This window comes from Myxococcus sp. XM-1-1-1 (genome assembly GCF_020037095.1).
Taxonomy (GTDB): Bacteria; Myxococcota; Myxococcia; order Myxococcales; family Myxococcaceae; genus Myxococcus; species Myxococcus fulvus.
On the sequence record NZ_JAIQDH010000001.1, the window covers coordinates 23,658 to 49,489 of the forward strand.

At 70.7% G+C, this 25,832-nt stretch carries 25 protein-coding genes; 19 read left to right on the plus strand and 6 right to left on the minus strand.

Annotation, left to right across the window (positions count from 1 at the left end):
* The first annotated feature begins 23 nt into the window (after nt 1-23).
* The 3 genes from epmA to K8640_RS00090 are packed head-to-tail and all read left to right on the plus strand — an operon-like array spanning nt 24 to nt 2,457.
* A complete protein-coding gene (epmA, locus tag K8640_RS00080; protein ID WP_223745205.1) occupies nt 24-1,028 on the plus strand; it encodes an EF-P lysine aminoacylase EpmA in 1,005 nt (334 codons plus the stop codon).
* Entirely contained in the window at nt 1,025-1,768 is a 744-nt protein-coding gene (locus K8640_RS00085; protein WP_046715480.1) for a 1-acyl-sn-glycerol-3-phosphate acyltransferase, read from the plus strand. The genes epmA and K8640_RS00085 overlap by 4 nt, the downstream gene beginning before the upstream one ends.
* A complete protein-coding gene (locus K8640_RS00090; protein WP_223745206.1) occupies nt 1,765-2,457 on the plus strand; it encodes an inorganic pyrophosphatase in 693 nt (230 codons plus the stop codon). The genes K8640_RS00085 and K8640_RS00090 overlap by 4 nt, the downstream gene beginning before the upstream one ends.
* A 53-nt stretch (nt 2,458-2,510) precedes the next feature.
* Here the strand turns inward: K8640_RS00090 and K8640_RS00095 are convergent, their stop codons facing one another.
* Nucleotides 2,511-3,581, minus strand: coding sequence for a hypothetical protein (locus K8640_RS00095; RefSeq protein WP_223745207.1), 1,071 nt, complete (start codon nt 3,579-3,581; stop codon nt 2,511-2,513).
* A 123-nt stretch (nt 3,582-3,704) separates the two neighbouring features.
* Between K8640_RS00095 and K8640_RS00100 the strand changes: the two genes are divergently transcribed.
* Nucleotides 3,705-4,208 (plus strand): hypothetical protein, encoded by a 504-nt coding sequence (locus K8640_RS00100; RefSeq protein ID WP_223745208.1) that lies wholly within the window; start codon nt 3,705-3,707, stop codon nt 4,206-4,208.
* Nucleotides 4,209-4,212: 4 nt separating this feature from the next.
* Here K8640_RS00100 and K8640_RS00105 read toward each other — a convergent pair whose 3' ends face one another.
* Nucleotides 4,213-5,067, minus strand: coding sequence for an energy transducer TonB (locus K8640_RS00105; protein ID WP_223745209.1), 855 nt, complete (start codon nt 5,065-5,067; stop codon nt 4,213-4,215).
* 767 nt (nt 5,068-5,834) lie between these two features.
* Here K8640_RS00105 and K8640_RS00110 point away from each other — a divergent pair.
* Both K8640_RS00110 and K8640_RS00115 read left to right on the plus strand, forming a co-directional pair.
* The gene (locus K8640_RS00110) at nt 5,835-7,280 is read left to right on the plus strand and encodes a nicotinate phosphoribosyltransferase (RefSeq protein WP_223745210.1); all 1,446 of its coding nucleotides are present in this window, start codon (nt 5,835-5,837) and stop codon (nt 7,278-7,280) included.
* Nucleotides 7,281-7,289: 9 nt separating this feature from the next.
* Nucleotides 7,290-8,261: a nicotinamidase gene (locus tag K8640_RS00115; protein ID WP_223745211.1), complete on the plus strand. Its 972-nt coding sequence runs from the start codon at nt 7,290-7,292 to the stop codon at nt 8,259-8,261.
* Between the two features lie 100 nt (nt 8,262-8,361).
* Here K8640_RS00115 and K8640_RS00120 read toward each other — a convergent pair whose 3' ends face one another.
* From K8640_RS00120 to K8640_RS00130, 3 genes are all read right to left on the minus strand, one after another.
* Nucleotides 8,362-9,480, minus strand: a complete 1,119-nt coding sequence (locus tag K8640_RS00120; protein ID WP_223745212.1) for a glycerate kinase — start codon at nt 9,478-9,480, stop codon at nt 8,362-8,364.
* A gap of 243 nt (nt 9,481-9,723) precedes the next feature.
* Nucleotides 9,724-10,218 carry a YkgJ family cysteine cluster protein gene (locus K8640_RS00125; RefSeq protein WP_223745213.1) on the minus strand — a complete coding sequence of 165 codons (495 nt, stop codon included), beginning with the start codon at nt 10,216-10,218 and terminating at the stop codon, nt 9,724-9,726.
* 30 nt (nt 10,219-10,248) lie between these two features.
* A complete protein-coding gene (locus K8640_RS00130; RefSeq protein WP_223745214.1) occupies nt 10,249-11,559 on the minus strand; it encodes a class I SAM-dependent rRNA methyltransferase in 1,311 nt (436 codons plus the stop codon).
* A gap of 42 nt (nt 11,560-11,601) precedes the next feature.
* Here K8640_RS00130 and K8640_RS00135 point away from each other — a divergent pair, with 42 nt between their 5' ends.
* Together K8640_RS00135 and K8640_RS00140 are read left to right on the plus strand one after the other, a co-directional pair.
* Nucleotides 11,602-12,108 carry a hypothetical protein gene (locus tag K8640_RS00135; RefSeq protein ID WP_223745215.1) on the plus strand — a complete coding sequence of 169 codons (507 nt, stop codon included), beginning with the start codon at nt 11,602-11,604 and terminating at the stop codon, nt 12,106-12,108.
* A 79-nt stretch (nt 12,109-12,187) separates the two neighbouring features.
* Complete coding sequence (locus K8640_RS00140) at nt 12,188-12,742, plus strand: FxsA family protein (RefSeq protein ID WP_223745216.1); 555 nt, start codon at nt 12,188-12,190, stop codon at nt 12,740-12,742.
* Between the two features lie 9 nt (nt 12,743-12,751).
* Here the strand turns inward: K8640_RS00140 and K8640_RS00145 are convergent, their stop codons facing one another.
* Nucleotides 12,752-13,855: an acyltransferase gene (locus K8640_RS00145; protein ID WP_370640293.1), complete on the minus strand. Its 1,104-nt coding sequence runs from the start codon at nt 13,853-13,855 to the stop codon at nt 12,752-12,754.
* Between the two features lie 119 nt (nt 13,856-13,974).
* Between K8640_RS00145 and K8640_RS00150 the strand changes: the two genes are divergently transcribed.
* The 11 genes from K8640_RS00150 to K8640_RS00200 all read left to right on the plus strand — a co-directional run bounded on the left by K8640_RS00150 (nt 13,975) and on the right by K8640_RS00200 (nt 25,806).
* Entirely contained in the window at nt 13,975-14,805 is an 831-nt protein-coding gene (locus K8640_RS00150) for a YfiM family protein (protein WP_223745217.1), read from the plus strand.
* Nucleotides 14,806-15,030: 225 nt separating this feature from the next.
* Nucleotides 15,031-16,131, plus strand: coding sequence for a cytochrome-c peroxidase (locus tag K8640_RS00155; protein ID WP_223745218.1), 1,101 nt, complete (start codon nt 15,031-15,033; stop codon nt 16,129-16,131).
* 19 nt (nt 16,132-16,150) lie between these two features.
* Complete coding sequence (locus K8640_RS00160) at nt 16,151-16,549, plus strand: hypothetical protein (RefSeq protein ID WP_046715465.1); 399 nt, start codon at nt 16,151-16,153, stop codon at nt 16,547-16,549.
* Nucleotides 16,550-16,952: 403 nt separating this feature from the next.
* The gene (locus K8640_RS00165) at nt 16,953-17,798 is read left to right on the plus strand and encodes a cytochrome c (RefSeq protein ID WP_223745219.1); all 846 of its coding nucleotides are present in this window, start codon (nt 16,953-16,955) and stop codon (nt 17,796-17,798) included.
* Entirely contained in the window at nt 17,795-18,427 is a 633-nt protein-coding gene (locus K8640_RS00170) for a respiratory nitrate reductase subunit gamma (RefSeq protein ID WP_223745220.1), read from the plus strand. Before K8640_RS00165 ends, K8640_RS00170 begins: the two co-directional genes overlap by 4 nt.
* Nucleotides 18,424-19,047 carry a cytochrome c3 family protein gene (locus tag K8640_RS00175; RefSeq protein WP_223745221.1) on the plus strand — a complete coding sequence of 208 codons (624 nt, stop codon included), beginning with the start codon at nt 18,424-18,426 and terminating at the stop codon, nt 19,045-19,047. Before K8640_RS00170 ends, K8640_RS00175 begins: the two co-directional genes overlap by 4 nt.
* Before the next feature lie 13 nt (nt 19,048-19,060).
* The gene (locus tag K8640_RS00180) at nt 19,061-22,045 is read left to right on the plus strand and encodes a TAT-variant-translocated molybdopterin oxidoreductase (RefSeq protein ID WP_223745222.1); all 2,985 of its coding nucleotides are present in this window, start codon (nt 19,061-19,063) and stop codon (nt 22,043-22,045) included.
* A complete protein-coding gene (nrfD, locus tag K8640_RS00185; RefSeq protein ID WP_223745223.1) occupies nt 22,042-23,526 on the plus strand; it encodes an NrfD/PsrC family molybdoenzyme membrane anchor subunit in 1,485 nt (494 codons plus the stop codon). The genes K8640_RS00180 and nrfD overlap by 4 nt, the downstream gene beginning before the upstream one ends.
* The gene (locus K8640_RS00190; RefSeq protein ID WP_223745224.1) at nt 23,523-24,044 is read left to right on the plus strand and encodes a DUF3341 domain-containing protein; all 522 of its coding nucleotides are present in this window, start codon (nt 23,523-23,525) and stop codon (nt 24,042-24,044) included. The genes nrfD and K8640_RS00190 overlap by 4 nt, the downstream gene beginning before the upstream one ends.
* Nucleotides 24,041-24,613 carry a cytochrome c gene (locus K8640_RS00195; protein WP_223745225.1) on the plus strand — a complete coding sequence of 191 codons (573 nt, stop codon included), beginning with the start codon at nt 24,041-24,043 and terminating at the stop codon, nt 24,611-24,613. Before K8640_RS00190 ends, K8640_RS00195 begins: the two co-directional genes overlap by 4 nt.
* Nucleotides 24,610-25,806, plus strand: coding sequence for a hypothetical protein (locus K8640_RS00200; RefSeq protein WP_223745226.1), 1,197 nt, complete (start codon nt 24,610-24,612; stop codon nt 25,804-25,806). Before K8640_RS00195 ends, K8640_RS00200 begins: the two co-directional genes overlap by 4 nt.
* Nucleotides 25,807-25,832: the final 26 nt, after the last annotated feature.

The following is a 25,832-nucleotide window of genomic DNA, read 5'->3' on the forward strand; positions in this document are numbered from 1 at the left end:
CTCATGTTACTTCCGGCCCGCCCATGCCCAACCTTTCTCAATGGCGGGCCGCCCGCGGACGCCAGGCCCTCTACTCCGCCCTGCGACGTTTCTTCGCGGCACAAGGCTACCTGGAAGTCGAGACCCCGCTGCTCATCCCCACCCCCGGGATGGAGCCGCACATCAACGCCTTCGAGGCCCGCTTCGTCCCGGAGACGAACGTGGGCGTCGAGCGCCCGCTCTACCTCCACACCAGCCCCGAGTACGCGATGAAGCGCCTGCTCGCAGACGGGGCCGGCCCCCTGTTCCAGCTCTGCAAGGTGTTCCGCAACGGCGAGGTCTCCACCACGCACAACCCGGAATTCACGATGCTGGAGTTCTACCGGCCCCAGGCGGACTACCACGCCATCATGGCGGACCTGGAGGGGGCGCTGGCGGAGGCGGGGCGCTCGGCCACGGAGGGTGAGCCAGGCGCGGACCCGGCCTTCTTCACGCGCACCCCCTACGAGCGGCTCACCGTGCGCGACGCCGTGCTGCGCGCCACCGGGGTGGACATCCGGGTGCACTCGGACGGGCCCTCGCTCAAGCGGGCGGCGGAGGCCATCGGTGTGCGGACGGGCGACGCGGAGAGCTTCGACGACGTGTTCTTCCACCTGTTCCTGCAGCGGGTGGAGACGGGGCTGGGGTTCGACCGGCCGACGTTCCTCATCGAGTACCCGGCGTCGATGGCGGCCTTGTCACGGCTCAAGCCCGGGGACGCGGCGGTGGCGGAGCGGGTGGAGCTGTACGCGAAGGGGCTGGAGCTGGCGAACGGGTTCAGCGAGCTGACGGACCCGGCCGAGCAGCGCGCCCGCCTGCTCGAGGAACAGGACCTGCGACGCAGACTGGGACGTTCCGTGTATGCTCTGGACGAGCGGTTCCTCGACGCGGTAGGTCGAATGCCACCCTCGGCGGGCATCGCCGTGGGGCTCGACAGAATCCTGATGCTGCTGCTCGGGGTCCAGCGCATCTCGGATGTGCTCCTGTTCCCCGCCCACGAGTTCGTGTGATTCGAGACATCGTCCGGACAGCGTTCGCGGGTGTTTCAGCAGTGGGGCTGACGGGCGCTGCGTCGTCGGCGATATCGGCGCTGTCGGTGGCCGGCGCGCATCGGGAGGCGGACAAGCTCCTGAAGCTCTGGGCGCAGGGCGTGCTGGCGTCGGCGGGCGTGCGTCACGAGGCGGTGGGCCTGGAGCACATTCCGACGGAGGGCCACGTCGTCTTCGTGTGCAACCACCAGTCGCACTACGACGCGCCGCTGGGGTTGGCCTACCTGGAGAAGCACACGCGCTTCGTGGCCAAGGCGGAGCTGTTCAAGATTCCGGTGTTCGGCTCGGCGCTGCGGCTGGCGGGCAACATCCCCGTGGTGCGCAGCGGCAGCAGTCAAGACAGGGCCCGGCTGGAGGAGGCCGTGACGGCGCTGCGCGAGCGGGTGAGCGTGCTCTTCTACGCCGAGGGCACGCGCAGTGAGGACGGTCGGCTGCGGCCGTTCAAGAAGGGGGCCGCGACGCTCGCCATCCAGGCGGGCGTGCCGGTGGTGCCCATGGCCGTGTCAGGGACCCGGCTCATCCTTCCCAAGGGAGGACGGGCCGTGCGGTGGGGACAGCGCGTGGCATTGGCGGTGGGAGCGCCCATCACCACGCAAGGCCTGACGATTCAGGACCGCGAGGCGCTCACGCGCCAACTGGAGGACGCGGTCGCGCAACTCTACTCCGAGGCGTGTCGACGCTCGGGAGACGTACCTACATGAAGAAGCCCGCACCTCAGAAGTCGTTCGCATCTCATCCCTGGCACGGAATCACCCCTGGCAACGACGCTCCGGAGGTCGTCACCGCGTACATCGAAATCGTCCCCACGGACGCGGTGAAGTACGAGCTGGACAAGGAGTCGGGCATCCTGATGTTGGACCGCCCGCAGCGCTTCAGCAGCCAGTGCCCCACGCTGTACGGCTTCATCCCGCAGACGTTCTGCGACGAGCTGGTGGCGAAGCGCTGCGCCGAGCGCACGGGCATGCGCGACATCAAGGGCGACGGCGACCCGATTGATATCTGCGTGCTGACGGAGAAGGTGGTCAGCAACGGCAACCTCCTGGTGCGCGCGGTGCCGGTGGGCGGCTTCCGGATGGTCGACGGCGACGAGGCGGACGACAAGATCATCGCCGTGCTCGAGTCCGACCTGGTCTACGGCGAGCTGCAGCACATCGCGCAGCTGCCGCGCCCGCTGCTCGACCGCCTCAAGCACTACTTCCTCACCTACAAGCAGATTCCCGGCGAGGGCAAGCGCAGCGTCGAAATCGCGGAGGTGTATGACCGCCCCGAGGCGCTCGAGGTCATCCGCCGCAGCATGAAGGACTACGACCGCGTCTACGGCAACGCGCCCACCACGCCCGTGCGCAGCCGCGCGCGGCGTCCGGTGGCGCGCAAGAGCCGCGCGTCCTGACGGTGCCTCACCGGGGAGCGGGGCGGTGTCGTCCGCTCCTCGGTGATTGGGACTCAGGGCTGGTTCGGGTCCGTGCCGATGCCCTGGTACGGGTTGAAGGTGTACGTCCGGGAGAACTGTGACGACGGGCTGAAGTAGTGCGCGGCGAGCTTCGCCGGGTCCGTGGCGATTTCTCCTCGCAGCACCGGGCCGTCATTCCCGTCGTCCCAGCCCCACGGCGCGTTGGCGGAGTTGGACGAGCAGTTGCCCGCGACGAGCCCGCAGCCGCCGCTGGTGTCGCCGCGGAAGGTGCCCCAGCCGGAGAAGAGCGTGGAGAGCTCGCGGCGCTGCCAGAGCCCCTCGCCGCCGTACAAGTCGAGCAGCTTGTAGCGCACGTCCGCGGCGGTGGCGGACGCGGGCTGCTCGGCGAGCGTGAGGGAGGGGAAGTACTTCACGCCGTCACCGACGATGTCGTAGGCCGGCCACGCCTTGAGGCCATGGCCCTTGGCCTCCTGCGCGGTGATGGGATGGAGCACGCCCTCGAAGGACGCGAGCGACAGCGTGCCGTCCACGCTCTCCGCGCCCGAGCCGAGCGGGCTGCCGGTGGGAACGAAGGAGAAGAAGTCCTTGTGCGCCACCGTCACCGCGCCCACGAGCGCGCCGTACTCGCTGCCGTCGCGCTGGACGATGAGCAGCACACCCTCGCCGTCGTTCTCGTGCTCGCTGTCGAAGATGTTGTCGGACCAGTCGCGCGGGTGGAAGAACAGGTAGAGCAGGTACCAGTGCGAGCTGGTCTCGACGACGGACTGGTACGCGTGCGCGGACAACAGCCGCGAGCCCGTGTTGTCCCAGTTGTTCGTCCCGCTCCAGTCCCCGTCGAAGTCCACGCGCGTGAGGAAGTCCGACTTGCCGCCCAGCGAGTGGGAGCCCGTCACGTCCACGTCCTGGTAGTGGATGGGCGCCCACCGCTTCGTGAGCGCCGCGCGCGCCGCCGTCGAGCCGACCCCGTCAAGCAGCGCCCGCTGCGCCTCGCCGAACGGGTCGTCCTCGGAGTACCCCTCGCCGCAGCCCGCGAGCAGCCCCAGGGACACGGTGACGAGGGTGGACACCAGCACTTCGGAAACACGACGAAGAGGTGACGGCATGCCGGCCTGCCTTTCTGGAAGGCGTCACTCCACGTCATCTTGGATAAATTGTGAACACTGCTTTACTTGAAAAACGCGTCAAGGCCGGGTGGGGTGGAACGGCACCATCCGGAGGTCGTCGTGATGCGGATTCGTTCGTGGGGGTTGTTGTCGCTGTTGGGGCTGTCGACGTTGGCGGGGGCACGTGGGCTTCCGGGAGCATTCGTTCCGGGCAAGGAGCACGGGCCGTTCGTGGACGTGGTGGAGTACCTGAGCTCCGAGGAGGATTTCCGCGCCTGGTTCCAGCTGCGCGCCAACCTGCGCAAGAACTTCGATGACATCTGCGGGGACACGTTCTGCGAGGGGGACTACAGCAACATCGAGACGGTGGTGTTCCGCTGTTCGGTGGGGCAGCGCTCGGGAGTCATCGGTCAGTGCCTCTGGGTGTTCGGCGGCAGCTACGAGCACATCGATGCCAGGTCGGGGGCCATCACCACGGAGGCGCGCACGTGGGCCTGCACGAGCCCGTTGGTGCCGGGCACGACGATGGCGGCGCTGTTGAAGGCGCTGTCCGGGCCGGAGCCGATGGACGCGCCGCTGCCCGGCACGAGCACCACGCTCTATGACGGGTTGATCGACTGTCTCTAGCGGCTCAGCGCAGCTCGACGAGCCGCACGCGCTTGTAGATGCGCTTGTCCAGGGGCAGGCGCGTGTCGATGAAGCCGAGCGCCTCGTCGAACTCGAAGGTGAAGATGGGGATGGGCGGGCTGATGGAGAGGATCAGCTCGAACTCCCAGAGGCTGGTGATTCGCTCGCGCTTGCCCACGGCCTCGGCGGGAGGGGGCGGGAGCTTCTGGGCGGCGGCGCGGACGTCCTTCATCGCCTCGTTGTCCACCTCGGGCTGGTGGCTGGGCTCCACGAGCTCGACGTCGAGCAGGCGTCCTTGAGGGTCCTGCACGACGCGGATGAGGGCGCGGCGCGTGGCCCGGAACTCCTCGCGCATCTTCTCGCGCAGCTCCTGGCGCATGCGCAGCGTGGGGTCTCCGACCTGGCTCGCGGGGCGGCGACGGTCCTCCTCGAGGGGCTTGTTCGCGGCGAAGGCACCGGTGGCGCCGTAGTTGGCGGCGCGCTCGCCCCACACGCGGCCGTACGCGCGGCTGCGCTCCATGCCCATGTCGAAGTAGCCCTGGAGGCCATGCTCCTTCACGGCGCGGTCCGCGTCCCAGAGGCCCAGCAGTGTCTTGCCCAGCTGGCTGAAGTAGGGATGCACCAGCCCCCGGTCCACCTTGCCCCGGCCGACGCCCTCGGCGACCAGCTCCTCGACGAGCGCCTGGGGGGAGGTGGGCTCACGGGCGCCTCGGAGCTCGCGCTCCTGGGGCGCTTGTTCCTCGCTGCGCCACGCGGAGACGCGCTGGGTCCGGGCCGCGAGCAGCAGGCGTGCTCCCTCGCGCCGCGCGTCGGTGGGCGCCGCGCGCGGGATGTCACCGTGTGGAGCCTGTCGCGGCACGTCGGAAGACTCAGCTGACTGAGTGTTCTCGCTGGGGGCCTGCGCCATGAGGGGCGCGTCGGCCGGAGGTGGACGGTTCGTGATGGCTCGCGTGTCGGCCAGCTCCCCGCTCGGGCTGTCATCGCGAGGTTGGGCGGACAGGGCACCCGAAGTATCGGGGCGCGGCGCGTCCGCGGTCAGGGTGTTCGCGTCGCGCTGGGGCGCGGCTCGGACGATGCCTTCCTTCGGGGGTGGAGTAGCGCGTGCGACGGCGCCGTCGGTTCGGTCGGAATCCGCTGGAGGGGCCTCAGGTGCTCGTGCGGTCTTGTCGGGCCGAGGAGGGCTGGTTTCGGACCTCCGTGGGGCCGCGCCGCTGTCACCGCTTCGGGCGCCGCCAATGGATGCGTTGGGGAGAGGCGCGCGGGCGTTCGCGATGGCATCGCCGTCATCGCTCCGGCGGTCCTCCGATGGCGTGGACGGGGGGACTGGAGGCGGGGCGGGCGGTGAGCGCACCTCCACCTCGACCCACTCCAGCGCGGGGCGCGGGGGCTGGGGCGCACGAGGCCCTCGGAGGGCGCCCTCCGGAACCCTGGCGACGCCCAGCCACAGGAGCCCATGCAGGGCGAGGCTGGCGACGAGCGCGGGGAGGAGGCGTCGGGAGGGGGCCGGCGACATGGGTTCCAGGTTTAATCACGCCTGCCCGGTGTGCTTGGGAAAGCGCGGTGGAAGGGTAGGAAACCCATCATGGCGCGCGTAGTCTCCTGTGACATCGGAGGAAGGTACCCAGGATGGCGACCTCGCTGCTCGCGACGGATGGCTACAAGTTCAGCATGGCGGAGGCCGGTTGGCCGTTGCGCCGGGAGACGTTCTATTACTCACACCGCAAGGGTGGCCTCCAGGTCATGCCGCTGGACCTGGCCGCCTATGTGCGTGCCCTCCTGCCCGAGCCCAAGCCCGAGGACTACGACTTTCTCGCGAAGTACGACTACGAGATGGGCGTGGGCTTCAAGGCGGCCATCCTCCGCAAGGAGAAGCTCTCCGTCCGCGCCATCCCTCGCGGCGCGTGCTTCTTCCCCCGCGAGCCCATCCTCACCGTCACCGGTCCCTCCGCGCTCGTCTCGTGGGTGGAGCCGCTGCTGCTCCAGCTCAACTTCCGCATCCAGGTGGCCACCCAGGCCCTGACGGACCGCGAGGGACTGGCGCGCGCGCTCGCCCGCGTCACCTGCGACGAGCAGAAGGCGATTGCCCTGGAGACGCTCGACGCGGTGGGCGTCAAGCCGGTGCCCATCACCGTGGACTCGGAGGGCTACCTGCAGCGCGTGCGCGCCACGGTGAAAGAACTCATCGACGCGGTGGAGGACCCGGCCCGCATCTTCGAGGTGGGCCTGCGCGCGGCCACCTGCCAGCAGCAGCACGAGCTGGCCCTGCGGGCCTGCAAGGACGTGGGGGTGACGCGCACCAGCAACGTGGAGGGCGCGCGCAAGCTGGGGATGATTCCCGTGGGCACCATGGGCCACGAGCACATCCAGCGCTTCGGTTCGGACGATGCCGCCTTCCGCGCCATGCGCGAGCGCCGTCCGCAGCGCTCCAGCTACCTGCTGGACACCTTCGACACGCTCACCTCCGGCATCCCCGCCGCCTTCCAGCTCATCCGCGAGGAGCCGGGCGCGGGGGACTCCATCCGCTTCGACTCGGGCAACAAGAAGCTCCAGTACCTGTACGCGGTGACGCGCGCGCGCGACATCGGCATCAAGCCCGTCAACATCCTCGAGGACGGCCTGGACGCCGAGGCCACGCGCGAGTTCGAGGACCTGCGTCGACAGGTGGGCTGGGAGCCGGGCTCGCAGTTCTACGGCTACGGAGGCCACATCGTCGCGCGGACCATGGAGTGTCCCTTCACGCGCGACAAGGTGGCCGCCATCTACAAGCTGTCGCAGACGGGCCCGCAGCCGGTGATGAAGTTCGGCAACGAGCTGGCCGAGGGCAAGCAGAGCATCCCCGGCACGCCCGTCCTGTTCCGCCGCCGCCACGGCTCCGGGCCCATCGGGTTGGTGGGACAGGAGGGCGAGCCCGTGCCGGATGGGTACTTCCCGCTGATGGAGGCCGAGCCCGAGACGCCTTCGCTGGTGGGGGCGCTGGAGGTGAACTCGGAGCCCGCGAAGATTTCCCAGACGCAGGCCACGCGCGCGCTCGTCGAGGAGCTCACGCGCAAGCACTTCCCCAAGGGACGCTGAGGACGACCCATGACGCTGCCGATTCCCCGGTTCCACGACGACGCTCGCGCCGGACAGCTCTACCTGGAGCGCACCGGAGAGGTCGCCGAGGAGGCCCTGCGCTACGCGGCCGAGCACCGCGTGCGTCCGGCGAGCGAGGACCGCGTGCGCATCGCGGCCTTCGGCATCGACGTGCAGGTGGCCTTCTGCACGCCCGGCGCCAGCCTCTTCGTCCCGGGCGCGGTGGAGGACACCCAGCGCACGCTGCGTTGGCTCTACGCGAACCTGGGGCGGGTGACGGAGCTGGTGTTCTCACTCGACACGCACCGCGTCTTTCAAATCTTCCATCCCGCGTGGTGGCGTGACGCGGAGGGCAAGCCCCCGCCGCCGCTCACGTCCATCACCGCCGCGGACGTGCGCGCGGGCCGCTGGCGCGCCACGCGCTTCGAGGCGGAGAGCCTGGAGTACTGCGAGCGACTGGAGGCGAGAGGTCGCTACGTGCACACCATCTGGCCGTACCACGCGCTGCTCGGCGGACTGAGCCACGCGCTGGTGCCCGCGTTCTACGAGGCGAGCGCGTTCCACGCCCTGGTGCGCGACACGCCCACGCACTTCGAGCTGAAGGGCGAGCACCCGCTGACCGAGAACTACTCGGTGCTGTCGCCGGACGTGACGGAGGTGAAGGGCCAGCGCGTGGGGGAGTTCAACACGCGCCTGTTCGAGCGGCTCATGACGTTCGACCGCGTCTACGTGTTCGGCCAGGCCAAGTCGCACTGCGTGCTGTCCACCCTGCGCGACCTGCGCGAGCACATCGAGCGCACGGACCGCTCGCGGATGGGGCGCGTGCACATTCTGGTGGATGCGATGAGCCCGGTGCCCGCGCCGCTGTTGAATCCGCTGCCGGCCGCGCTCGACTTCCCCCGGATGGCGGATGCGGCCATCGAGGAACTGCGCGAGGCGGGCATGCGCGTGGTGCGCACGACGGACCCGCTGGAAGACTGAGCCGCGAATCCGGTGGGGTACCCCACATCCGGTCCCGCGTGCGTCGGGCCCACGCCAGTCGCCTGGGCCCGTCACGCGAGTCCGAGGTTCCGCCCCGGCCTCAGCGCGTCGTCTTGAGCCGAGCCGCCGTCCAGCGCGCCACGGCCTCCTGGAGCACCTCCGCCGCCGTTGCGCCGGGGCGCGCCTGGGTGCTCAGGTCCACCACCGTGTGGAACAGGTCCAGCTCCACGCCTTCATCGCGGCGCACCGAGCCCGCGAAGAGCTCCACCGGCGTGCCGTGCTCACGCGCCAGTCGCGCCAGTCCCCCGGGGCCCTTGCCCAGCGACGTCTGCCGGTCGAAGCGTCCCTCGCCCGTGAGCACCACCTCCGCGAGCAGCACGCGCCGCTCCAGCCCCAGTGCCCGCGCCACCAGCTCGTACCCGGGCACCAGCCGCGCGCCCGCGAGCGCCACCAGTCCGAAGCCGAAGCCTCCCGCCGCGCCCGTGCCCGGCCAGCCCGCGGACAAATCCCCCACCACGCGCGAGTAGTGCGCGAGCGCCGCCTCCAACTCCTCCACGCCCTGCGCGTCGGCACCCTTCTGCGGACCGAACAACCGCGCCGCTCCATCCGCGCCCAGCAGCGGCGACGTGACGTCCGTGGCGCCCATCAGCTCCACCTTGCCCAGCCGGGGATGGCGTCCACTCGCGTCCACCCGCGCGAGCGCCGAGAGCGCCGCGCCACCGGGCGGAAGCGGATGTCCGTTCGCATCCAGGAACCGATAGCCCAGCGCCGTGAGCGCGCCCGTGCCGCCATCCGTCGTCGCGCTGCCACCGAGTCCGATGATGAGCCGCTCGCAGCCCGAGTCCAGCGCGGCCCGCATCAGCTCACCCGCGCCGTACGTCGACGCCTTCCTCGCGCTGACGGGATTGGGCTCCAGGTGCGCCAGCCCGGAGGCCGCGGCCATCTCCACCACCGCCGTGCGCCCGTCCTCGAGCAGCGCCCACGCGGCCTCCATCGGCTTGCCCAGGGGACAATGCACCCGGCACACGCGGCGCTCGCCACGCGTCCCCGACAGCAACGCCTCCACGGTGCCAGGGCCGCCATCCGCCAGCGGCGCCAGGTCCAGCACCACCTCGGGAGAGACCTCCCGCACGCCCCGGGCCATCGCCTCCGCGGCCTCCGACGCCGTGAGGGTGCCCTTGTACTCCTGCGGTGCGACGAGCCAACGCGGCGGTATCACGACGAGGACGCTCCACCGGCCACCGGGTGGTCTCCGTTCCCCTTCGTCCTCGCAGTCAGACTTCTCCGCACGCCCACGCCTCCACAGCCGGATTGCCCGCGCAATCATGGCCTCGTCGGCGGGCGAGTTCACACTGATACATGCGTCATGTGTCTCTGAACTTCTGGAATTGCCTCAATAGCTTGAATCCAAGAGTGGGATTCAATGCAGACCCGGAGCGGTGGGGTGGGTAGGGATGACCCGTCAGGGTGTCTTGGTTGACGCCCGGGCGAGGGCCTCGGCGTGCCACTCGAGCAGGGGCCGGGGCGCGCGCAGCGAGGGCTCGCGCTGCTGGGAGACGCGCTCGAGCCGCTCCAGCAACGCCCCCACGGTTTCTGCGGGCTGGCGGGCGGGGCCGCGGATGCGCTCGCAGAAGAACGTGCGGCAGCCGAAGGGCCGGTCCGCGTACACGGTGCAGCGCTTGCCGGCCGCGTCCAGGTAGGGACAGCCGCCGTCCTCGCGCGCGGGCGGCAGGGGGCGGCCCTGGGTGAGCAGCTCCCACTCGGGCAGCCACAGCCAGGGCTGGCGGCCCGTGCGGGACAGCTGGCAGCACTCACCGCTGGCGGGGCAGGAGAAGGGGCCGTAGGCGGCGTCGGCCTGGCGGAAGATGGCGCGCACTTCCTTGAGCGCGCGCTCCTTCTGGTGGGAGCCCCGCGTGGTGGGCGCTTCCTCCTCGTCATCCCAGTCCCGGCTCCGCATGTCCTCGCCCTCTGGCCGCGCGCCGGGCGCTCACATCGCGCGCAGCACGTAGCACTTCAGGTAGCGGGTCTCCCGCAGGTTCACGAGCACGGGGTGGTCCTTGCCCGCGCCGCGCCGCTCGATGATCTGCATGCGCCGCTTCGCGTCCGCGGCGGCGGAGGCGAGCATGTCCTCGAAGGCCTGCTCGTCCACGTGGTACGTGCAACTCGCGGTGATGAGGTGCCCGCCGGGCCTGAGCAGCTGCATGGCGCGCAGGTTGATCTCCTTGTACCCGCGCACCGCGGCGGCGAAGGCGTCCTTGTTCTTCGCGAACGACGGCGGGTCCAGGACGATGGTGTCGAACTTCCTGCCGTCGTCCACCGCGTCGCGCAGGAAGTCGAACGCGTTGGCGGCCACCACATCCACATTGGAGAGCTTGTTCGCCTGGGCGTTCTCACGCAGCTGGGCCGCGGCCTGGTCGGAAATCTCCACCGCCGTGACGCTCTGGGCCCGCGTGGCGAGCTGGAGCGCGAAGCCACCCACGTACGAGAAGCAGTCCAGCGCCTCGCCCGCGGCGTACTGCGCCGCCATGACGTGGTTCTCCTTCTGGTCCAGGAACGCGCCCGTCTTCTGGCCCTCCAGCAGGTCCGCGCGCACGCGCACCATGCCCTCGTCGAAGGAGATGGGGCCCGGGGGCAATTCGCCGCGCAGCAGGCCCTTCTCCGGCGTCAGGCCCTCCAGGTTGCGCACGCCCACGTCCGAGCGGTTGACGATGCCGCGCGGCTTGAACTGCGCCTCGAGCAGGTCCGCGATGAGCGCCTTGCGTTGCTCGGTGGCGGGCACCAGGAACTGCACGCTCAGGTAGTCGCCGTACCGGTCGACCACCAGGCCCGGGATGCCGTCCGCCTCGCCGTGCACCAGCCGGTACGTCGTCTCGCCCAGCAGCGCGCTCTTGCGCAGGGCCTGGGCGGACAGGAGGCGCTGGCGGAAGAAGTCCTCGTCCACCGCGACGTCGTCGAAGCTCAGCCAGCGCAGCGAGATTTTCGACTGGCGCGAGTAGAACGCCTTGCCGATGAACCAGCCGCGCCCGTCGGTGACGCGGACGATTTCGCCGCCCTGCAGGCCCGGGTCGCCGTTGAGGTCGGCGCGGTAGATCCACGGGTGGCCCGCCTGCCAGCGCTCGACGCCCCGGCGCAGCAGGGAGACCTGGGGCAGGCCATCCGGGCCCAGCTCGGGCGAGGTGCGGTCCGGGGCCACCTTTTCGGGGCGGTGGTGGGGGCGGCCTCGGCCCTGTCCGGACGGCGGGGAGGAGGGTCTGCCGCCGCGATGGGGGCCGGAGGGGGGCTTGGAAGAGGTGGGCATGGCGTTGGGCGGCGTATACTCGCAACCCGCGTGAGATACGAGTTGCTCCTACAGACGAAGACGCCGGGCACGCCCTACGAGGCGGCGCGGGTGGATGGCCTCCTCTCCGAGCGGCGGGTGAGCGCCCGTCCGGACGGCAACCGGCTCTGGCATCTCGAGCACGGGGACGTGGAGGTGGGCGAGCTGCGCGAGGGCGGACGGGTGGTGGCCACCGAGCTGCACATCCCCTTGTCCGAGCGCACGGAGCTGGTCCGCGAGGTGGTGGCCGAGGCCGCTGGCATCGCCAGCGCGGCCGGCGCGCGGCTGGTGGACCCCCAGCTGGGGCGCTCGCTCGCGGCCACGGATGACCACGTGGTGGTGGACCAGTACCTGCGCACGGTCCGCTACGAGGGCTCCATGTCCGTGGGCTCCATGTCGTTCACCCCGGCCACGAGTGAGAGCTCGCGCGGCTTCCAGCCCGGCGCCAGGTTCTTCCTCATCGCCATCGGCGCCTTCTTCTTCCTGTACCTGCTGGTGGACTCGATGATTGGGAGCCTCGGCGGCAGGTAGACAGCGGGCGAGGGGAGGGGCGCCGCCCCTGCCGTCGGGTTGTCCAGCACGAGGGGCCGCTCGGCGTTAGGTTGGGGGCGTGTTCAAGTACTTCCTGCTCGCACTGATTCTCCCTTTCGTGGAGCTGTACCTGCTGGTCGCCATCGGCCGGGAGGTGGGTTTCCTTCCGACCCTCTCCGTCGTGCTCCTGACGGGGCTCGTGGGCTCCTGGCTCGCGCGCCGCGAGGGGAGCCGGGTGATGCGTCGGTGGCGCGACGCGCTCGCCATGCGGCAGGTGCCGGAGGAGGGCCTGTTCAGCGGCGCGCTGGTGATGCTCGGCGGCCTGCTCCTGCTGGTGCCGGGCTTCCTGACCGACGTGGTGGGCCTGTCGCTGCTCTTGCCTCCGGTGCGCCGGTTCGTCACGGCGCGCCTGCGCCGCGCGGTCGAGCGCCGCATGCGGGACGGCTCGTTCCAGGTCACCACCATTGGCGGCGTGGGGTTCCCCGGTCCGTTCCCGGGGGAGCCCAGGGGCGGCACGCCGTTCCCCGAGTCCTGGTCCGACACGGCGTCGAAGGGACCTCCCGGCCGCATCCGCTCCGGCGCGTCACGCGCGGAGGTGGACGCGGAGTTCACCGAGGACGAGCCCAGGCACTGAGGCCGGCGTTCAGGCCCGCGGGCTCATGCGCGTGCCGCTCAGGCTCGCGTTGAGCGTGGTGGAGCCGGCGCGCCACGGACGGGCCTGCTCCGTCAGCCAGCGGCCCAGCCACGCCACCACCGCGCACGTCACGAGCAGCGCCACGCCGATGCCCACCGCGGCGGGGACTCCGAGCCGGGGGCCGATGCGGCCCGCGAGACCCGCGATGTCCGCCCACCCGTACACCACCGGGAGGTGCAGCACGTAGATCCACAAGGACAGCCGCCCGAACGGCGCCAGCAGCTTGCTCAACCGGACGGGCGCGAGGTTGACGGCGCCCAGCACCAGGAGCCCCTGACCCACGCGGTACGCCACCAGCCACGCGCTCGCGGGCGTCCAGTCCGCGGTCGTCATCCGCGTCAGCCCGAGCATCCCCGCGCCGAGCGCCAGCAGCGCCAGGCCCTGCGGCCAGCCCGGACGCAGCAGGTGCAGCGCGTACGCCGCGAACGCACCCGCGAAGAAGTAGCCCGCCCACGGGAAGAAGGGGAAGCGGCTGCCCGCGGCGCTGCCCAGGAATTGCTGCACCGCGCCCGGCAGACCCACGCCCAGCTTCCACGCGGTGGCGCTCACCAGCGGGATGCCCACCGCGAGCACGAGCAGGACCAACGGCCGGCCGCCCTGCGCGGGCACGAGCGCGAGCAGCACCGAGCCCACCAGCAACGCGAAGCCGATGCACTGGAGCGCGTCGAAGGTGAGGACGTGCGACACCATCGCGTCCGTCCAGCCCAGGTCCCGCACGGCGTGCCACCCGGGCCAGTGCAGGAAGTAGCCCAGGAACAGCAGCAACAGCGAGCGGCGCACCCGACGCCCGAGCGTGTCGCGCGCGGCGTTGGGCTTGGTCCCCAGCGCGGCCACCACCGCCCAGCCGCTCACCAGCAGGAACAGGGGCGCGGTGACGCCGCGGAAGGCCCAGTAGTGCTGCACCCACGGCAGCAGGCGCGCCTCGGCCGAGAGCAGCGCGTCCAGCGTGTGTCCCAGCACCATCGCGAGGACCGCCAGACCGCGCGCCCCGTCGAGCCCGGGGTGCCGGTTCGATTGCTGCTGGAAGGTGAACGAGGGGCCGAGTCGGTTCACGCGACCCGGAGCATAGGACGATGTGCTGGACTCGTCTCGAAAACGCACCACCGGCGAGGTCATCCCCACACCCAGGGACAGGCCACCTGGACGGTCCGTGGGGTGCTACATCCCTGCTCATGAAGCTTTCCAACCGGAGCGGGTTCGTCCCCTGTCTCGTCGCGCTGCTGGCAAGCCCCGTCGCGAGCGCCGCGTCGGGGGATGACTGGCTGGGCCCGGACAAGCCCAAGCACTTCGCGGCCTGCTTCGTCCTCGCGGGCGTGGGCTACGGCGCGGGCGCGCTGATCTTCGAGCCGCCCGAGGCGCGGCTCTGGACGGGCGCGGGGCTCGCGATGGGCGTGGGCGTGGGCAAGGAGCTGTACGACCTGGGGCGGGGCACCACCTTCTCGTTCAAGGACCTGGCCTGGGACGCCGCGGGGACGGCGACGGGCCTGGGCGTGTCGTGGCTCGTGGACCGGCTCCTCTTCGGCCCCACGCCCAGCCCCCAGGCGCGGGGCTCGCTACGGGCCGCTCCGCCCGTCGTGCTCGTCCTCGGGACGCGACGGGGACAAGAGGTCCTGGTCGGGACGCGCGCGGGCCTCGACGAGGCGCAGGAGGGGCTCTCGCTCCAGCAGCGGCTCCACCGTCATCAAGGCGCTGCCCTGCTCGGCGTGGCCCCCCGTGATGAGCACGGTGACCTTGCCGCGAGGACACTGGCGCAGACAGCCGGTGGGCATGACGCGGACTTCATCGGCGAGCCCCCGGTCGGCGAGCGAGCGCTGGAGCCAGCGCGGCAGCTCGATGCCGCCCCCGCTGCGCGCGCCGCGCATCAGGCACTTGCGGCAGATGAGGACATCGACGTCCCGGTTCGCGTCTCCACCGTCTTCATCCCGCATCCATCCTCCGAGTCGTCGAGCCGGGGCGCTCCGGGCTTGTCGCACCCGGTGGACGCCCCGCTGCGTGGGCGCTGAAGCGAAAGCGGCCCGTCAAAGCTGTCGCTCCCGGGAGGTAGCGGCCAGGGCGCGGCCTCGCACCCAGGGGCTCCTCGTCCGAGGAGCAGGGGAGCGGCGGAGCGCAGGCGTCTGACGGGCTGATGGACGCGGGAAGCGCGGGCGGGGTGCGTCACAAAGACGCGGGCCCCGGCCGGAGGCGGGGCTGATAGCGTGCCGGGCCGTCCACACCCCCTGGAGTGCGTCATGTCCCGAACCCGCTTCGTCACCCTGCTCACGCTGACCTCCCTGGGCGCGTTGTCGGGCTGTGAGCGCAAGCAGGAGCCCGTCGCGCCGCCCACGACGGCGAGCGCGCCGAAGCCGCCGGGCCCCAAGCCGATGACGCCCGAGCAGCTCTCGCACTTCTTCCGCCCGACGCCGACGGCCAAGGACGCGAAACCCGTGCCCCAGGACACCGAGGCCCAGGTGGCGCTGGGCCGCATGCTCTTCTTCGAGCCCCGGCTGTCGAAGAACCACGACGTCTCCTGCAACACCTGCCACGGCCTGGACACCTACGGCGTGGACAACAAGGCGCTGTCGGACGGGCACCGCGGGCAGAAGGGCTCTCGCAACTCGCCCACCGTCTACAACGCGGCGGGCCACATCGCGCAGTTCTGGGACGGGCGCGCGGACACGCTGGAGGCGCAGGCGTCCGGCCCCATCCTGAACCCGGTGGAGATGGCCATGCCGGACGAGCGCCGCGTGGTGGCCACGCTCTCCTCCATGCCGGAGTACGTGACGCGCTTCCGTGACGCGTTCCCCGGCGACAAGAAGCCCGTGTCGCTGGCGAACGCGGCGCGCGCCATCGCGGCCTTCGAGCGGGGGTTGACCACGCCGTCACGCTTCGACCAGTACCTGGCCGGCCAGCACTCGGCGCTGAGCGAGGCGGAGCAGCGCGGCCTGCAGCTCTTCGTGGTGACGGGCTGCACCACGTGCCACAACGGCCCGGCGGTGGGCGGCACGTCGTTCCAGAAGCTGGGGCTCATCGAGGACTACCCGGGCCTGAAGGACGCGGGGCGCTTCGACGCGACGAAGAACGAGGACGACCGGGGCAAGTTCCGCGTGCCCACGCTGCGCAACGTGGAGCGCACCGGTCCGTACCTGCACGACGGCAGCGTGGAGGAGCTGCCGACGATGGTGCGGCTGATGGCGAAGCACCAGCTGGCGCGGACGCTGACGGACGCGGAGGTGGATGACCTGGTGGCCTTCCTCAAGAGCCTCACCGGGGAGCTGCCGCCGCGCGAGCACATCGCCGCGCCGCCCCTGCCGCCCAGCACGAAGAAGACTCCCGAGCCGGACCCTTCCTGAGCTAAACCCCGAGAGACCCATGGACCGAATGTTCTTCTATGCCCACTCCGGGCTCCGCTATCTGGTGTTGCTCGCGGGCGTGCTGGCCATCGCCTACTTCGCCTTCGGGCTCGCCACGAAGCGCCCGTTCGACAAGGGAGGCCGCATCCTCGGCTCCTCCTTCGCGGGCCTGCTGCACCTCCAGGTGCTGCTCGGCATCCTCGTGCTGGTGACGCGCTTCTACTACCCGGCGCTCATCGGCCACATCGTGATGATGGTGCTCGCGGCCGGCTCCGCGCAGGCGCTGCTCTCGGTGAATCGCCGGCGTCCCCAGCCGGGCTACGCGCTGCCGCTGGCGGGCGTGGGGCTCGCGGTGCTCTTCATCATCGGTGGCATCATGGCCATCGGCCGCGGCGTGTTCACCACCACCGCGATGTGATGGGTCGCTCCAGGCGGGTGGAGCCTCGTGCTCCCCGCGTGGGCCCGGGCCTCGAGGCGTCTCTCGCCTCGGGGCCTTCGTGTTTCAGCAGGGCGGGGGCATGGACTCCATCTCGCGAGTGTCTCGCGGGGAGCCGAGCGCAAGGTTCGCCGCCGTGAGGCCCTCTTCGTCATGACGTGCGCCGCGCGCGTGCTGGCGCGGGCACCGCGAGCCCGTTCGGGATGCCTGCTGGCAAACAGTGCGTCGGCGTGTGTCGCCGCGCGCAAATGCTGCGCACCGCTCGCTTGATTTCCGGAGCTTCGCGCCGCCGTGGGGCGTGGATCATCCTGGCCTTCGCGTTGCACTGACGTCCCCGCGTGCCGGGCAATGAGCCCGGCCTCCCCGCGAGGAGGGGCACGCAGCAATGCGGACACGTGAGCTGGGAGGACGGCCGCGACAGGAGCGAACGCTCGTCCCCATCATTCCGCTCCTGGCCCTGTTGGCGGCGCCGGCCGCGCTGGCGCAGGGCGCCGCGCGCCAGGGCGCTCAGCTCTTCACCCAGCGGTGCGCCACGTGCCACTCGATGGGCGAGGGCGACCGGATTGGCCCCGACCTCCACGGCGTGCTGGAGCGCCGCGACGAGGCCTGGGTGACGCGCTTCATCAAGAGCCCCGGCGCGCTCATCGACTCGGGCGACCCGGTGGCCACCGAGCTGCTCGCGAAGTTCAACGGCGTGCGCATGCCGGACCAGGCGCTCTCCGACGCGGAGCGCGACAGCCTCTACGCCTTCATCCGCGACTGCACGCAGAAGGGGAAGGGCGGCTGCAAGCCCTCGCCCGCGGAGAAGATGGGCACGGACGCCACGCCGGAGGAGATTGCCCGGGGCCGCCGGCTCTTCGAGGGCGCGGAGTCGCTGAAGAACGGCGGCGCGGCCTGCATCGGCTGCCACGACGTGCGCGGGCTGGGCGTGGCGGGCGGCGGCACGCTGGGCCCCAACCTCACCTTCGCCTTCGCGCGGCTGGGCGAGAAGGGCATGCGTCCGGCGCTGGCGAAGCTGGAGGGGCCGATGATGGGGCCGCTCTACGCGAAGGCGCCGCTCGACGAGGAGGAGCAGTACGCCCTCAAGGCGTACCTCGCGGACGTGTCCCGCGATGGCAGCCGTCCCCGGGGGGACCGTGACTTCTTCTACCTGGGGCTCGTCGGCATGGCCGCGGTCCTGGGCTTCATCGGAGTGATGTTCTCGGCTCCGTCCACGCGAGGTCAGTCGTGAGCGACGCGTTCCTCTTCAACGCCCTGCCGTACGCGGCGGCCGGGGTGGCCCTGGCGGGCACCATCTGGAGGGTCACCGCGCGCGAGCCCGCGCCGCCCACCACGCCCTGGACGTCCGCGGGGCGCGCGGTGCTGGCGGGGGTCGCCATCGTCGCGTTCTTCCATCTCTTGGGGCTGGCCGCGCCTCGCGCGATGCAGGCCTTCAACGCCTCTCCCGCGCGCCTGTTCACGCTGGAGTCGCTGCAGCTCATCGGCGCGATGCTGCTGGCCTGGGGGCTCGCGTCGCTGGGGCTTCGCAAGGCGAAGGCGGGGCAGTGGACGCCCGCGCTCACCCTGGGCCTGCTCTTCGCGCACGTGCTCACCGCCGTGTACATCGCGGTGGCGCTGCGCTGGGGCACCGCCTGGTACCTGCACATCGGTGTGCCGTACGTGCGCTCGCTGATGACGTTCCAGCCGGACGCGACGCGGATGCTCACGGCGCCGACCGTCTACCAGGTGCACGTGCTGCTGGGCTTCGTGCTGCTGGCGCTGGCGCCCTTCATCCGGATGAACCGCGCGACGGTGCCCCAGCGCGCGGAGGAGTCGGTGGAGCCGGGCCTGCTCGGCACGCCTCGGGAGGAGACGCCATGAGCCGCGCATCCATCCGCGGGCTCGGCCAGGCCGGCGCGCTCCTCGCGCTGGGACTGGGCGGGTGCAGCGGGCCGGTGAACAACCAGCAGGGCCACATGCCGGCGCAGCCGGTGGCCTTCTCGCACGCGGTCCACGCGGGCCAGTACGAGCTGGACTGTCAGTACTGCCACGTGGGCGCCGAGCAGAGCCGTCACGCGGGCGTGCCGTCCGCCAGCGTCTGCATGAACTGCCACACGCAGGTGAAGAAGGACTCGCCCGAAATCCAGAAGGTGGCCGCCGCGGTGGCAGCCAACGCGCCCATCCAGTGGGTGCGCGTGCACCGGCTGCCGGACCACGCCTTCTTCAACCACGCCAGCCACGTCACCGCGGGCCTGAAGTGCCAGACCTGCCACGGCGCGGTGGAGCAGATGGTGCGCGTGGAGCAGGTGGAGCCCATGACGATGGGCTGGTGTCTGGACTGTCACCGCAAGACGGGCGCGCAAGGACTGACGGCGCCCATCGCTTCCGCGCCGCGCAAGGGGGAGCTGTTGGCCCTCATGTCCGGTGAGCCGCTTCCCGAGCCCTCGAAGACCCCTCGCACCCTCCAGCCGCCCTCGGACTGCTCGAGCTGCCACCGCTGAGGACCCCCGCGCCATGTCCGACAAACTTCCCCAGTACTGGCAGAGCCTGGCCGAGCGCGCGACGGATGCCTCGTGGCTCGACACGCAGCGCAACGAGTTCGCCGAGGAGCTTCCGGTGGGCGTCGCCGCCGCGCCTCCGGATGCGAGCAGCCGTCGTGACTTCTTCAAGATGATGGGCCTGAGCGCCGCGGCGGCCATGGTGGCCTGCCAGCGCGCGCCGGTGCAGAAGCTCATCCCCTACGTGTCGCGGCCGGACGAGGTGACGCCGGGCACGGCGCTCTGGTACGCGTCCACGTGCGACGCGTGCCCCGCGCGCTGCGGCCTGTTGCTCAAGACGCGCGACGGTCGCCCCATCAAGGTCGAGGGCAACGACGAGCACCCCGTGTCCCGCGGCGGCGTGTGCGCCGTGGGCCAGGCCTCCGTGCTCTCGCTCTACGACGCGAGCCGCGCCCGCTTCCCCTCGCGCGCCAGCAGCCGCGTGTCGTGGACGGACCTGGACGCCGAGGTGAAGAAGGGCCTCGCCAAGGCGACCGAGGACGGCAAGGCCATCCGGCTGGTGCTGCCCTGGGTGATGGGGTCCACGGCGGAGGCCGCGGTGTCGCGCTTCCTCGCCGCGCACCCGACGGCGCGCACGGTCCGCTACGAGCCCCTGGGCGAGCTGTCGGCGCTGGGCGATGCGTACCGCGTCACGCACGGTGCCCGCGTGGTGCCGGACTACCGCTTCGACAGGGCGAAGGTCATCGCCAGCTTCGGCGCGGACTTCCTGGGCACGTGGGTGTCGCCGGTGGCCTTCACGCGGCAGTACGCGGAGGCGCGCGACGCGGCCACGCGCAAGGCGATGGCGCGCCACTTCCAGGTGGAGCCGGTGATGACGCTCACCGGCGCGGCGGCGGACCGTCGCTTCGTGGTGGCGCCGTCCGACGTGACGCTGGCCCTGGGTGACGTGGTGCGCAGGCTCGCGGTGAAGGCGGGCCGCGAGGTGCCGGGGCTGAAGTCGCTGCCTGCCTCCAGGCTGGAGCCTGCCTCGCTGGATGAGCTGGCCGAGGCGCTGTGGGCCCACCGCACCGAGTCGCTGGTGGTGTGTGGTGGCGACGAGGTGGCGGGCCAGGTGCTGGCCGCGACGGCGAACGTGCTGCTCGGCAACGAGGGCACCACGGTGCTCCCCCGGGACGGCGTGGCGCTGGACGAGAAGGCGCTGTCGTACGGCGAGCTGCTCGCGGAGCTGGAGGCCGGGAGCGTGGGCGCGGTGGTCTTCCTCGGCGTCAACCCGGCGCACACCGACGCGCGCGGTGACTCGCTGGGGGCCCTGTTGAAGAACGTGCCCCTCACGGTGGCGCTGAACGACCGGCTGGACGAGACGGCGGTGCTGGCGCGGCTGCACGCTCCGGCCTCCACGGCGCTGGAGGCGTGGGGCGACGCGGAGCCTCGCCGGGGCGTGGTGTCGCTGCGGCAGCCCGCGGTGTCGCCGCTGCACGACACGCGCGACGCGGTGGAGTCCCTGCTGACGTGGGCCGGCGCGGCCCAGGCCCACCACGACTTCCTGCGCGCTCGCTGGGAGGCGGAGGTCTTCCCGAGAGCCGGCGTGACAGGGACGGACTTCGCCCACTTCTGGGATGACTCGGTCCGCCGGGGTGTCGTGACGCTGTCGTCAGTGCCCGCGGCGCCGCTGACCTTCCGTGAGGAGGGCGTGGCGAAGGTGCTCGCCGGCGTGGCGCGTCCCTCGGTGGAGTGGGAGCTGGTGCTGTTCCCCTCGGTCGGTCTGCGCGACGGCGCGATGGCGAACAACGCGTGGCTCCACGAGGTACCGGACCCCATCACCAAGGCGACCTGGGGCAACCCCGCGCTCATCTCACCCGCGCGCGCCAAGGAGCTGGGCCTGTCCGACGGCGACGTGGTGAAGGTGAGCGTGGGCGGCAGGTCGGTCTCGCTGCCCGTGCTGATTCAAGCCGGCACGCACCCCAGCGCGCTGGGGCTCGCGGTGGGCTACGGCCGCACGCGGGCCGGGCGCATCGGCGATGGAGTGGGGGAGCGCGTCTACCCGCTGGCCGCGGTGGTGGACGGGCGCGTGCGCCGCTCGGTGCCGGGGGCGACGGTGGCGGCCACGGGGGAGCGGCAGCAGCTGGCGCTCACCCAGACGCACTCGAGCCTGGAGGGGCGGCCTCACGTGCGCGAGGCGGAGCTGGCCGCGTTCCTGGCCAACCCGCGCGCGGGCAACGAGGGACACGGCGGCCACGGCGGTGGCAACGGCGGACACTCGCTCTCGATGTGGTCCGGCCACGAGTACAAGGGCCACCGCTGGGCGCTGGCGGTGGACCTGAGCGCGTGCACGGGGTGCTCGGCGTGCGTGGTGTCCTGCCAGGCGGAGAACAACATCCCCAGCGTGGGGCGCGACGAGGTGCTGCGCCAGCGCGAGATGCACTGGATGCGCATCGACCGGTACTACCAGGGCGACGCGGCGAATCCGCAGGTCGTGCACCAGCCGATGATGTGCCAGCACTGCGAGAACGCGCCGTGCGAGACGGTGTGCCCGGTGCTCGCGACGGTGCACTCGTCGGAGGGGCTCAACCAGCAGGTCTACAACCGCTGCGTCGGCACGCGCTACTGCGCGAACAACTGCCCCACCAAGGTGCGGCGCTTCAACTGGTTCGACTACCCGCACGACGAGCCCCTGGAGCGCATGGTGCTCAACCCGGACGTGGTGGTGCGCAGCCGCGGCGTCATGGAGAAGTGCTCCTTGTGCGTGCAGCGCATCCAGGAGGGCAAGGCGACGGCGAACCGCGAGGGCCGGCCCCTCAAGGACGGCGACATCCAGACGGCGTGTCAGCAGAGCTGCCCGGCGAAGGCCATCCACTTCGGGGACCTGAATGACCCGGAGAGCCGGGTGGCGAAGCTGGCGAAGGACGGGCGGGCATTCCGGTTGCTGGAGGAGCTGAACATCGGGCCGTCCATCACCTACCTCACGAAGATCCGGAACACCGGGTCGGGAAGCGGAACATGAGCAACCAGCATCTGTCCCCGCTGCGCGTGCCGCTGGTCAGCGAGTCGCGCACCCTGGGTCAGCTCACGGAGGAGATTTGCGCGCCCATGGAGCGCGCGCCCACGTGGAAGTGGTGGGCGGCGTTCGCCATCGCGGTGTCCGTCCTGGGGACCGGCGCGGGAATCGTGGCGTACCAGGTGGGCACGGGCATCGGCGTGTGGGGCTTGAACAAGACCATCGGCTGGGCGTTCGACATCACCAACTTCGTCTTCTGGGTGGGCATCGGCCACGCCGGCACGCTCATCTCCGCCATCCTCTTCCTCTTCCGGCAGAAGTGGCGCACCAGCATCAACCGCGCGGCGGAGGCGATGACCCTGTTCGCCGTCATGTGCGCGGCGCTCTTCCCCGTCATCCACATGGGACGGCCCTGGCTGGCCTTCTGGGTGCTGCCGTATCCGAATACGCGCGGCAGCCTGTGGGTGAACTTCCGCTCGCCGCTGCTCTGGGACGTGTTCGCCATCTCCACGTACTTCACCGTGTCGGCGGTGTTCTGGTACGTGGGCCTGATTCCGGACCTGGCCACGGTGCGCGACAGGCTGAAGGCGGGCGTGAAGAAGGCCGTCTTCAAGGTGCTGTCGCTGGGGTGGACGGGCTCGCACCGCACGTGGAGCCGCTACGAGACGGTGTACCTGCTGCTCGCGGGCCTGGCGACGCCGCTGGTGCTCAGCGTGCACACCATCGTGTCGATGGACTTCGCCACATCGGTGATTCCCGGCTGGCACACCACCATCTTCCCGCCGTACTTCGTGGCGGGCGCGGTGTTCAGCGGCTTCGCGATGGTGCTGACGCTGATGATCATCACCCGGGTGGTGCTGGGCTACGAGCACCTCATTACCATTCGCCACCTGGAGAACATGACCAAGGTCATCATCGTCACCGGTGGCCTCGTCTCGCTGGCGTACGCGACGGAGTTCTTCATCGCCTGGTACTCGGGCAACCCGTACGAGCGCTTCGCCTTCATGAACCGCGCCTTCGGCCCCTACGCCTGGGCCTACTGGATCATGGTGACGTGCAACGTGGTGTCGCCGCACCTGTTCTGGTTCAAGAAGATCCGCACCTCGCCCGCGGCCATCTTCGCGCTGTCCCTGGTCATCAACGTGGGCATGTGGTTCGAGCGCTTCGTCATCATCGTCACCAGCCTGCACCGCGACTTCCTGCCGAGCAGCTGGTCCATGTACACGCCGACGATGGTGGAGGTGGGGACCTTCATCGGGACCTTCGGCCTCTTCTTCACGCTGTTCCTGCTCTTCGTCCGCGTGCTGCCCATCATCTCGATTGGCGAGGTGAAGAGCGTGCTCGGCTTCGCCAGGAGCGAGCCCGGACACGGGGCGGCCCACCCTCCGTCGCGTCCCGCCGCCGCGCACGAGGCGCCGACGGAAGACACCTCGGGCCGGCACACGCCGCCGCTCGCCATCGCCACCCGGAAGGATGTCCCCGTATGAGTGCCCCGGTTCTCATCGGCTACTTCGAGAAGGAGGAGCAGGTCCTGGAGGCCACCCGCGCGGTGCGCGAGGCGGGCCATGACCTGCGGGACGTGTACACGCCGTACGCGGTGCACGGCCTGGATGACGCGATGGGGCTCAAGCCCAGTCGGCTCACGTGGGTGTGCTTCGGCGCGGGGCTGACGGGCGCCACGCTGGCGATGTCGCTCCAGCTCTACACCAGCGTGGTGAGCTGGCCGCTGAACGTGGGCGGCAAGCCCTTCAACTCGTTCCCCGCGTTCATCCCGGTGACGTTCGAGTTGACGGTGCTGTTCGCCGCGCTGACCACGGTGGCGGCGTTCCTCTTCAGGACGAAGCTGTTCCCGGGGAACAAGCGGCCGACGTTGCCTCGGGTGACGGATGACCGGTTCGCCATTGTCGTGGCGCCGCGTCAGACGCCGGAGTCGCTGGAGGCGGCGGAGGACTTGATGCGTCGCCACGGCGCGGTGGCCACGGATGTGAGGGAGGTGCCGTCGTGAAGCGGACCTGGGTGGGAGCGGCGACGCTGGGGGTGTTGTCCCTGGCGGGGTGCGAGCAGGACGAGACGCGCCCCAATTACGAGTACGCGCCGGACATGGTGTCCTCGGTGCCGTACGACAGCTTCGCGAGCAACCCGAACACGGCGGACGGCAAGACGCTGCTGACGCCGGCGAAGGGCACGGTGCCTCGCGGGCATGTGCCGCTGAAGCTGACGGCCGGGACGGAAGCGGCGGAGAAGGCGGGCCGCGAGCTGCGCAATCCGTATCCGGCGTCGCCGGAGGTGCTGGCGCGAGGGCAGACCGCGTTCCAGCGCTATTGCACGCCGTGCCACGGCTCGGGGGGATTGGGGGATGGGCCGGTGACGGCGCGCTTCCCGGTGCCGCCGTCGTTGCTGGCGGAGCACGCGATGGCGCTCCCGGACGGTCGCATCTTCCACATCATCACGCATGGGCAGGGCTTGATGCCGGCCCATGGTTCCCAGGTGGCGCCGGAGGACCGGTGGAAGCTGGTCCACTACCTCCGCTCGCTGCAGAACCCCGCGCGCACGGCGCGCAAGGAGACGCCATGAGCGCCCCCGTTCAGGCCCACGGCCCCGAGTCGCAGGGCGGCTTCGCCGTCTCGCCCGTCTTCCACCGCGCCGCGCAGGTGGCGGCGGGGGCGGGGTTGGGGGTGTTGGTGCTCGGCCTGGTGCAGGCCCGGGAGCGGGCGCTGACGAGCCTGCTGACCAATGGCTTCTATTTCCTGTGCCTCGGGTTGGGCGGCGCGGTGTTCCTGGCGCTGATGTACGTGGCGAACGCGGGGTGGTTCACCGTGTTCAAGCGCATCCCCGAGGCGTTCGCGTCGTACGTGCCCTGGGGCGCGGCGACGATGCTGGCGCTGTTGCCCTTCGCGACGACGCTGTACCCGTGGGCGAAGCCGGGGGTGATGGAGACGGACCACCTGCTGCATCAGAAGGAGGCGTTCCTCAACGTCCCGTTCTTCGCGATTCGCATGGCGGTGATGCTGGCGCTGTGGGTGGCCTTCACGTGGATGCTGCGGCGCAACTCGCTGCGGCAGGATGCTCAGCCTGGCGAGGCGCTCACGCGGCGCAACGTGACGGTGTCGGCGGTGTTTTTGGTGTTGTTCTCGCTGACCTTCTGCCTGGCGGCGTTCGACTGGCTGATGAGCCTGGAGCCGCACTGGTTCAGCACCATCTACGCGCTCTACAACGTGGCGGGGCTCTTGAGCTCCAGCGTTTGCGCCATCACGGTGGTGGCGGTGTTGTTGAACAGGGCGGGGGCGCTGCCGCAGCTCAACGCGAGTCACCTGCATGACTTGGGGAAGCTGATGTTCGGCTTCGCCACGCTGTGGGCGTACCTGTGGTTCTCGCAGTTCCTGCTCATCTGGTACGCGAACATCCCCGAGGAGACGGTGTACTTCATCGCGCGGATGCACGGTGGGTGGGAGGTGCCGTTCTACGCGAACGTGGTGTTGAACTGGGCGCTGCCGTTCGTGTTGCTCCTGCCGCGCCCGGCGAAGATGAACCCGTCGCACCTGTTGCGTGTCGCCGGGGTGTTGTTGGTGGGGCGGTGGTTGGATTTGTACCTGATGGTGGCGCCGGCGCATCAGCCTCACGGTCCGGTGCTGGGCCTGTATGAGCTGGCGGGGCTGGTGGGCGTGGCGGCGCTGTTCACGCTGGCCGTCACGCGCGCGGTGCGCACGTCGCCGATGTTGCCGGTGGGAGACCCGTACCTGGTGGAGAGCCTGCATCACCACACGTGATGGGCTGAGTGAATCAAGTCCGCGAA

Coding starts and splice junctions, on each gene's coding strand:
- K8640_RS00175 (WP_223745221.1), top strand. CDS start 18,424: ATGAGCCGCGCATCCATCCGCGGGCTCGGCCAGGCCGGCGCGCTCCTC.
- K8640_RS00115 (WP_223745211.1), top strand. CDS start 7,290: ATGACGCTGCCGATTCCCCGGTTCCACGACGACGCTCGCGCCGGACAG.
- K8640_RS00130 (WP_223745214.1), bottom strand. CDS start 11,559: ATGCCCACCTCTTCCAAGCCCCCCTCCGGCCCCCATCGCGGCGGCAGA.
- K8640_RS00100 (WP_223745208.1), top strand. CDS start 3,705: ATGCGGATTCGTTCGTGGGGGTTGTTGTCGCTGTTGGGGCTGTCGACG.
- K8640_RS00180 (WP_223745222.1), top strand. CDS start 19,061: ATGTCCGACAAACTTCCCCAGTACTGGCAGAGCCTGGCCGAGCGCGCG.
- K8640_RS00155 (WP_223745218.1), top strand. CDS start 15,031: ATGTCCCGAACCCGCTTCGTCACCCTGCTCACGCTGACCTCCCTGGGC.
- K8640_RS00190 (WP_223745224.1), top strand. CDS start 23,523: ATGAGTGCCCCGGTTCTCATCGGCTACTTCGAGAAGGAGGAGCAGGTC.
- K8640_RS00150 (WP_223745217.1), top strand. CDS start 13,975: ATGAAGCTTTCCAACCGGAGCGGGTTCGTCCCCTGTCTCGTCGCGCTG.
- K8640_RS00200 (WP_223745226.1), top strand. CDS start 24,610: ATGAGCGCCCCCGTTCAGGCCCACGGCCCCGAGTCGCAGGGCGGCTTC.
- nrfD (WP_223745223.1), top strand. CDS start 22,042: ATGAGCAACCAGCATCTGTCCCCGCTGCGCGTGCCGCTGGTCAGCGAG.
- K8640_RS00125 (WP_223745213.1), bottom strand. CDS start 10,218: ATGCGGAGCCGGGACTGGGATGACGAGGAGGAAGCGCCCACCACGCGG.
- K8640_RS00095 (WP_223745207.1), bottom strand. CDS start 3,581: ATGCCGTCACCTCTTCGTCGTGTTTCCGAAGTGCTGGTGTCCACCCTC.
- K8640_RS00160 (WP_046715465.1), top strand. CDS start 16,151: ATGGACCGAATGTTCTTCTATGCCCACTCCGGGCTCCGCTATCTGGTG.
- K8640_RS00165 (WP_223745219.1), top strand. CDS start 16,953: ATGCGGACACGTGAGCTGGGAGGACGGCCGCGACAGGAGCGAACGCTC.
- epmA (WP_223745205.1), top strand. CDS start 24: ATGCCCAACCTTTCTCAATGGCGGGCCGCCCGCGGACGCCAGGCCCTC.
- K8640_RS00110 (WP_223745210.1), top strand. CDS start 5,835: ATGGCGACCTCGCTGCTCGCGACGGATGGCTACAAGTTCAGCATGGCG.
- K8640_RS00090 (WP_223745206.1), top strand. CDS start 1,765: ATGAAGAAGCCCGCACCTCAGAAGTCGTTCGCATCTCATCCCTGGCAC.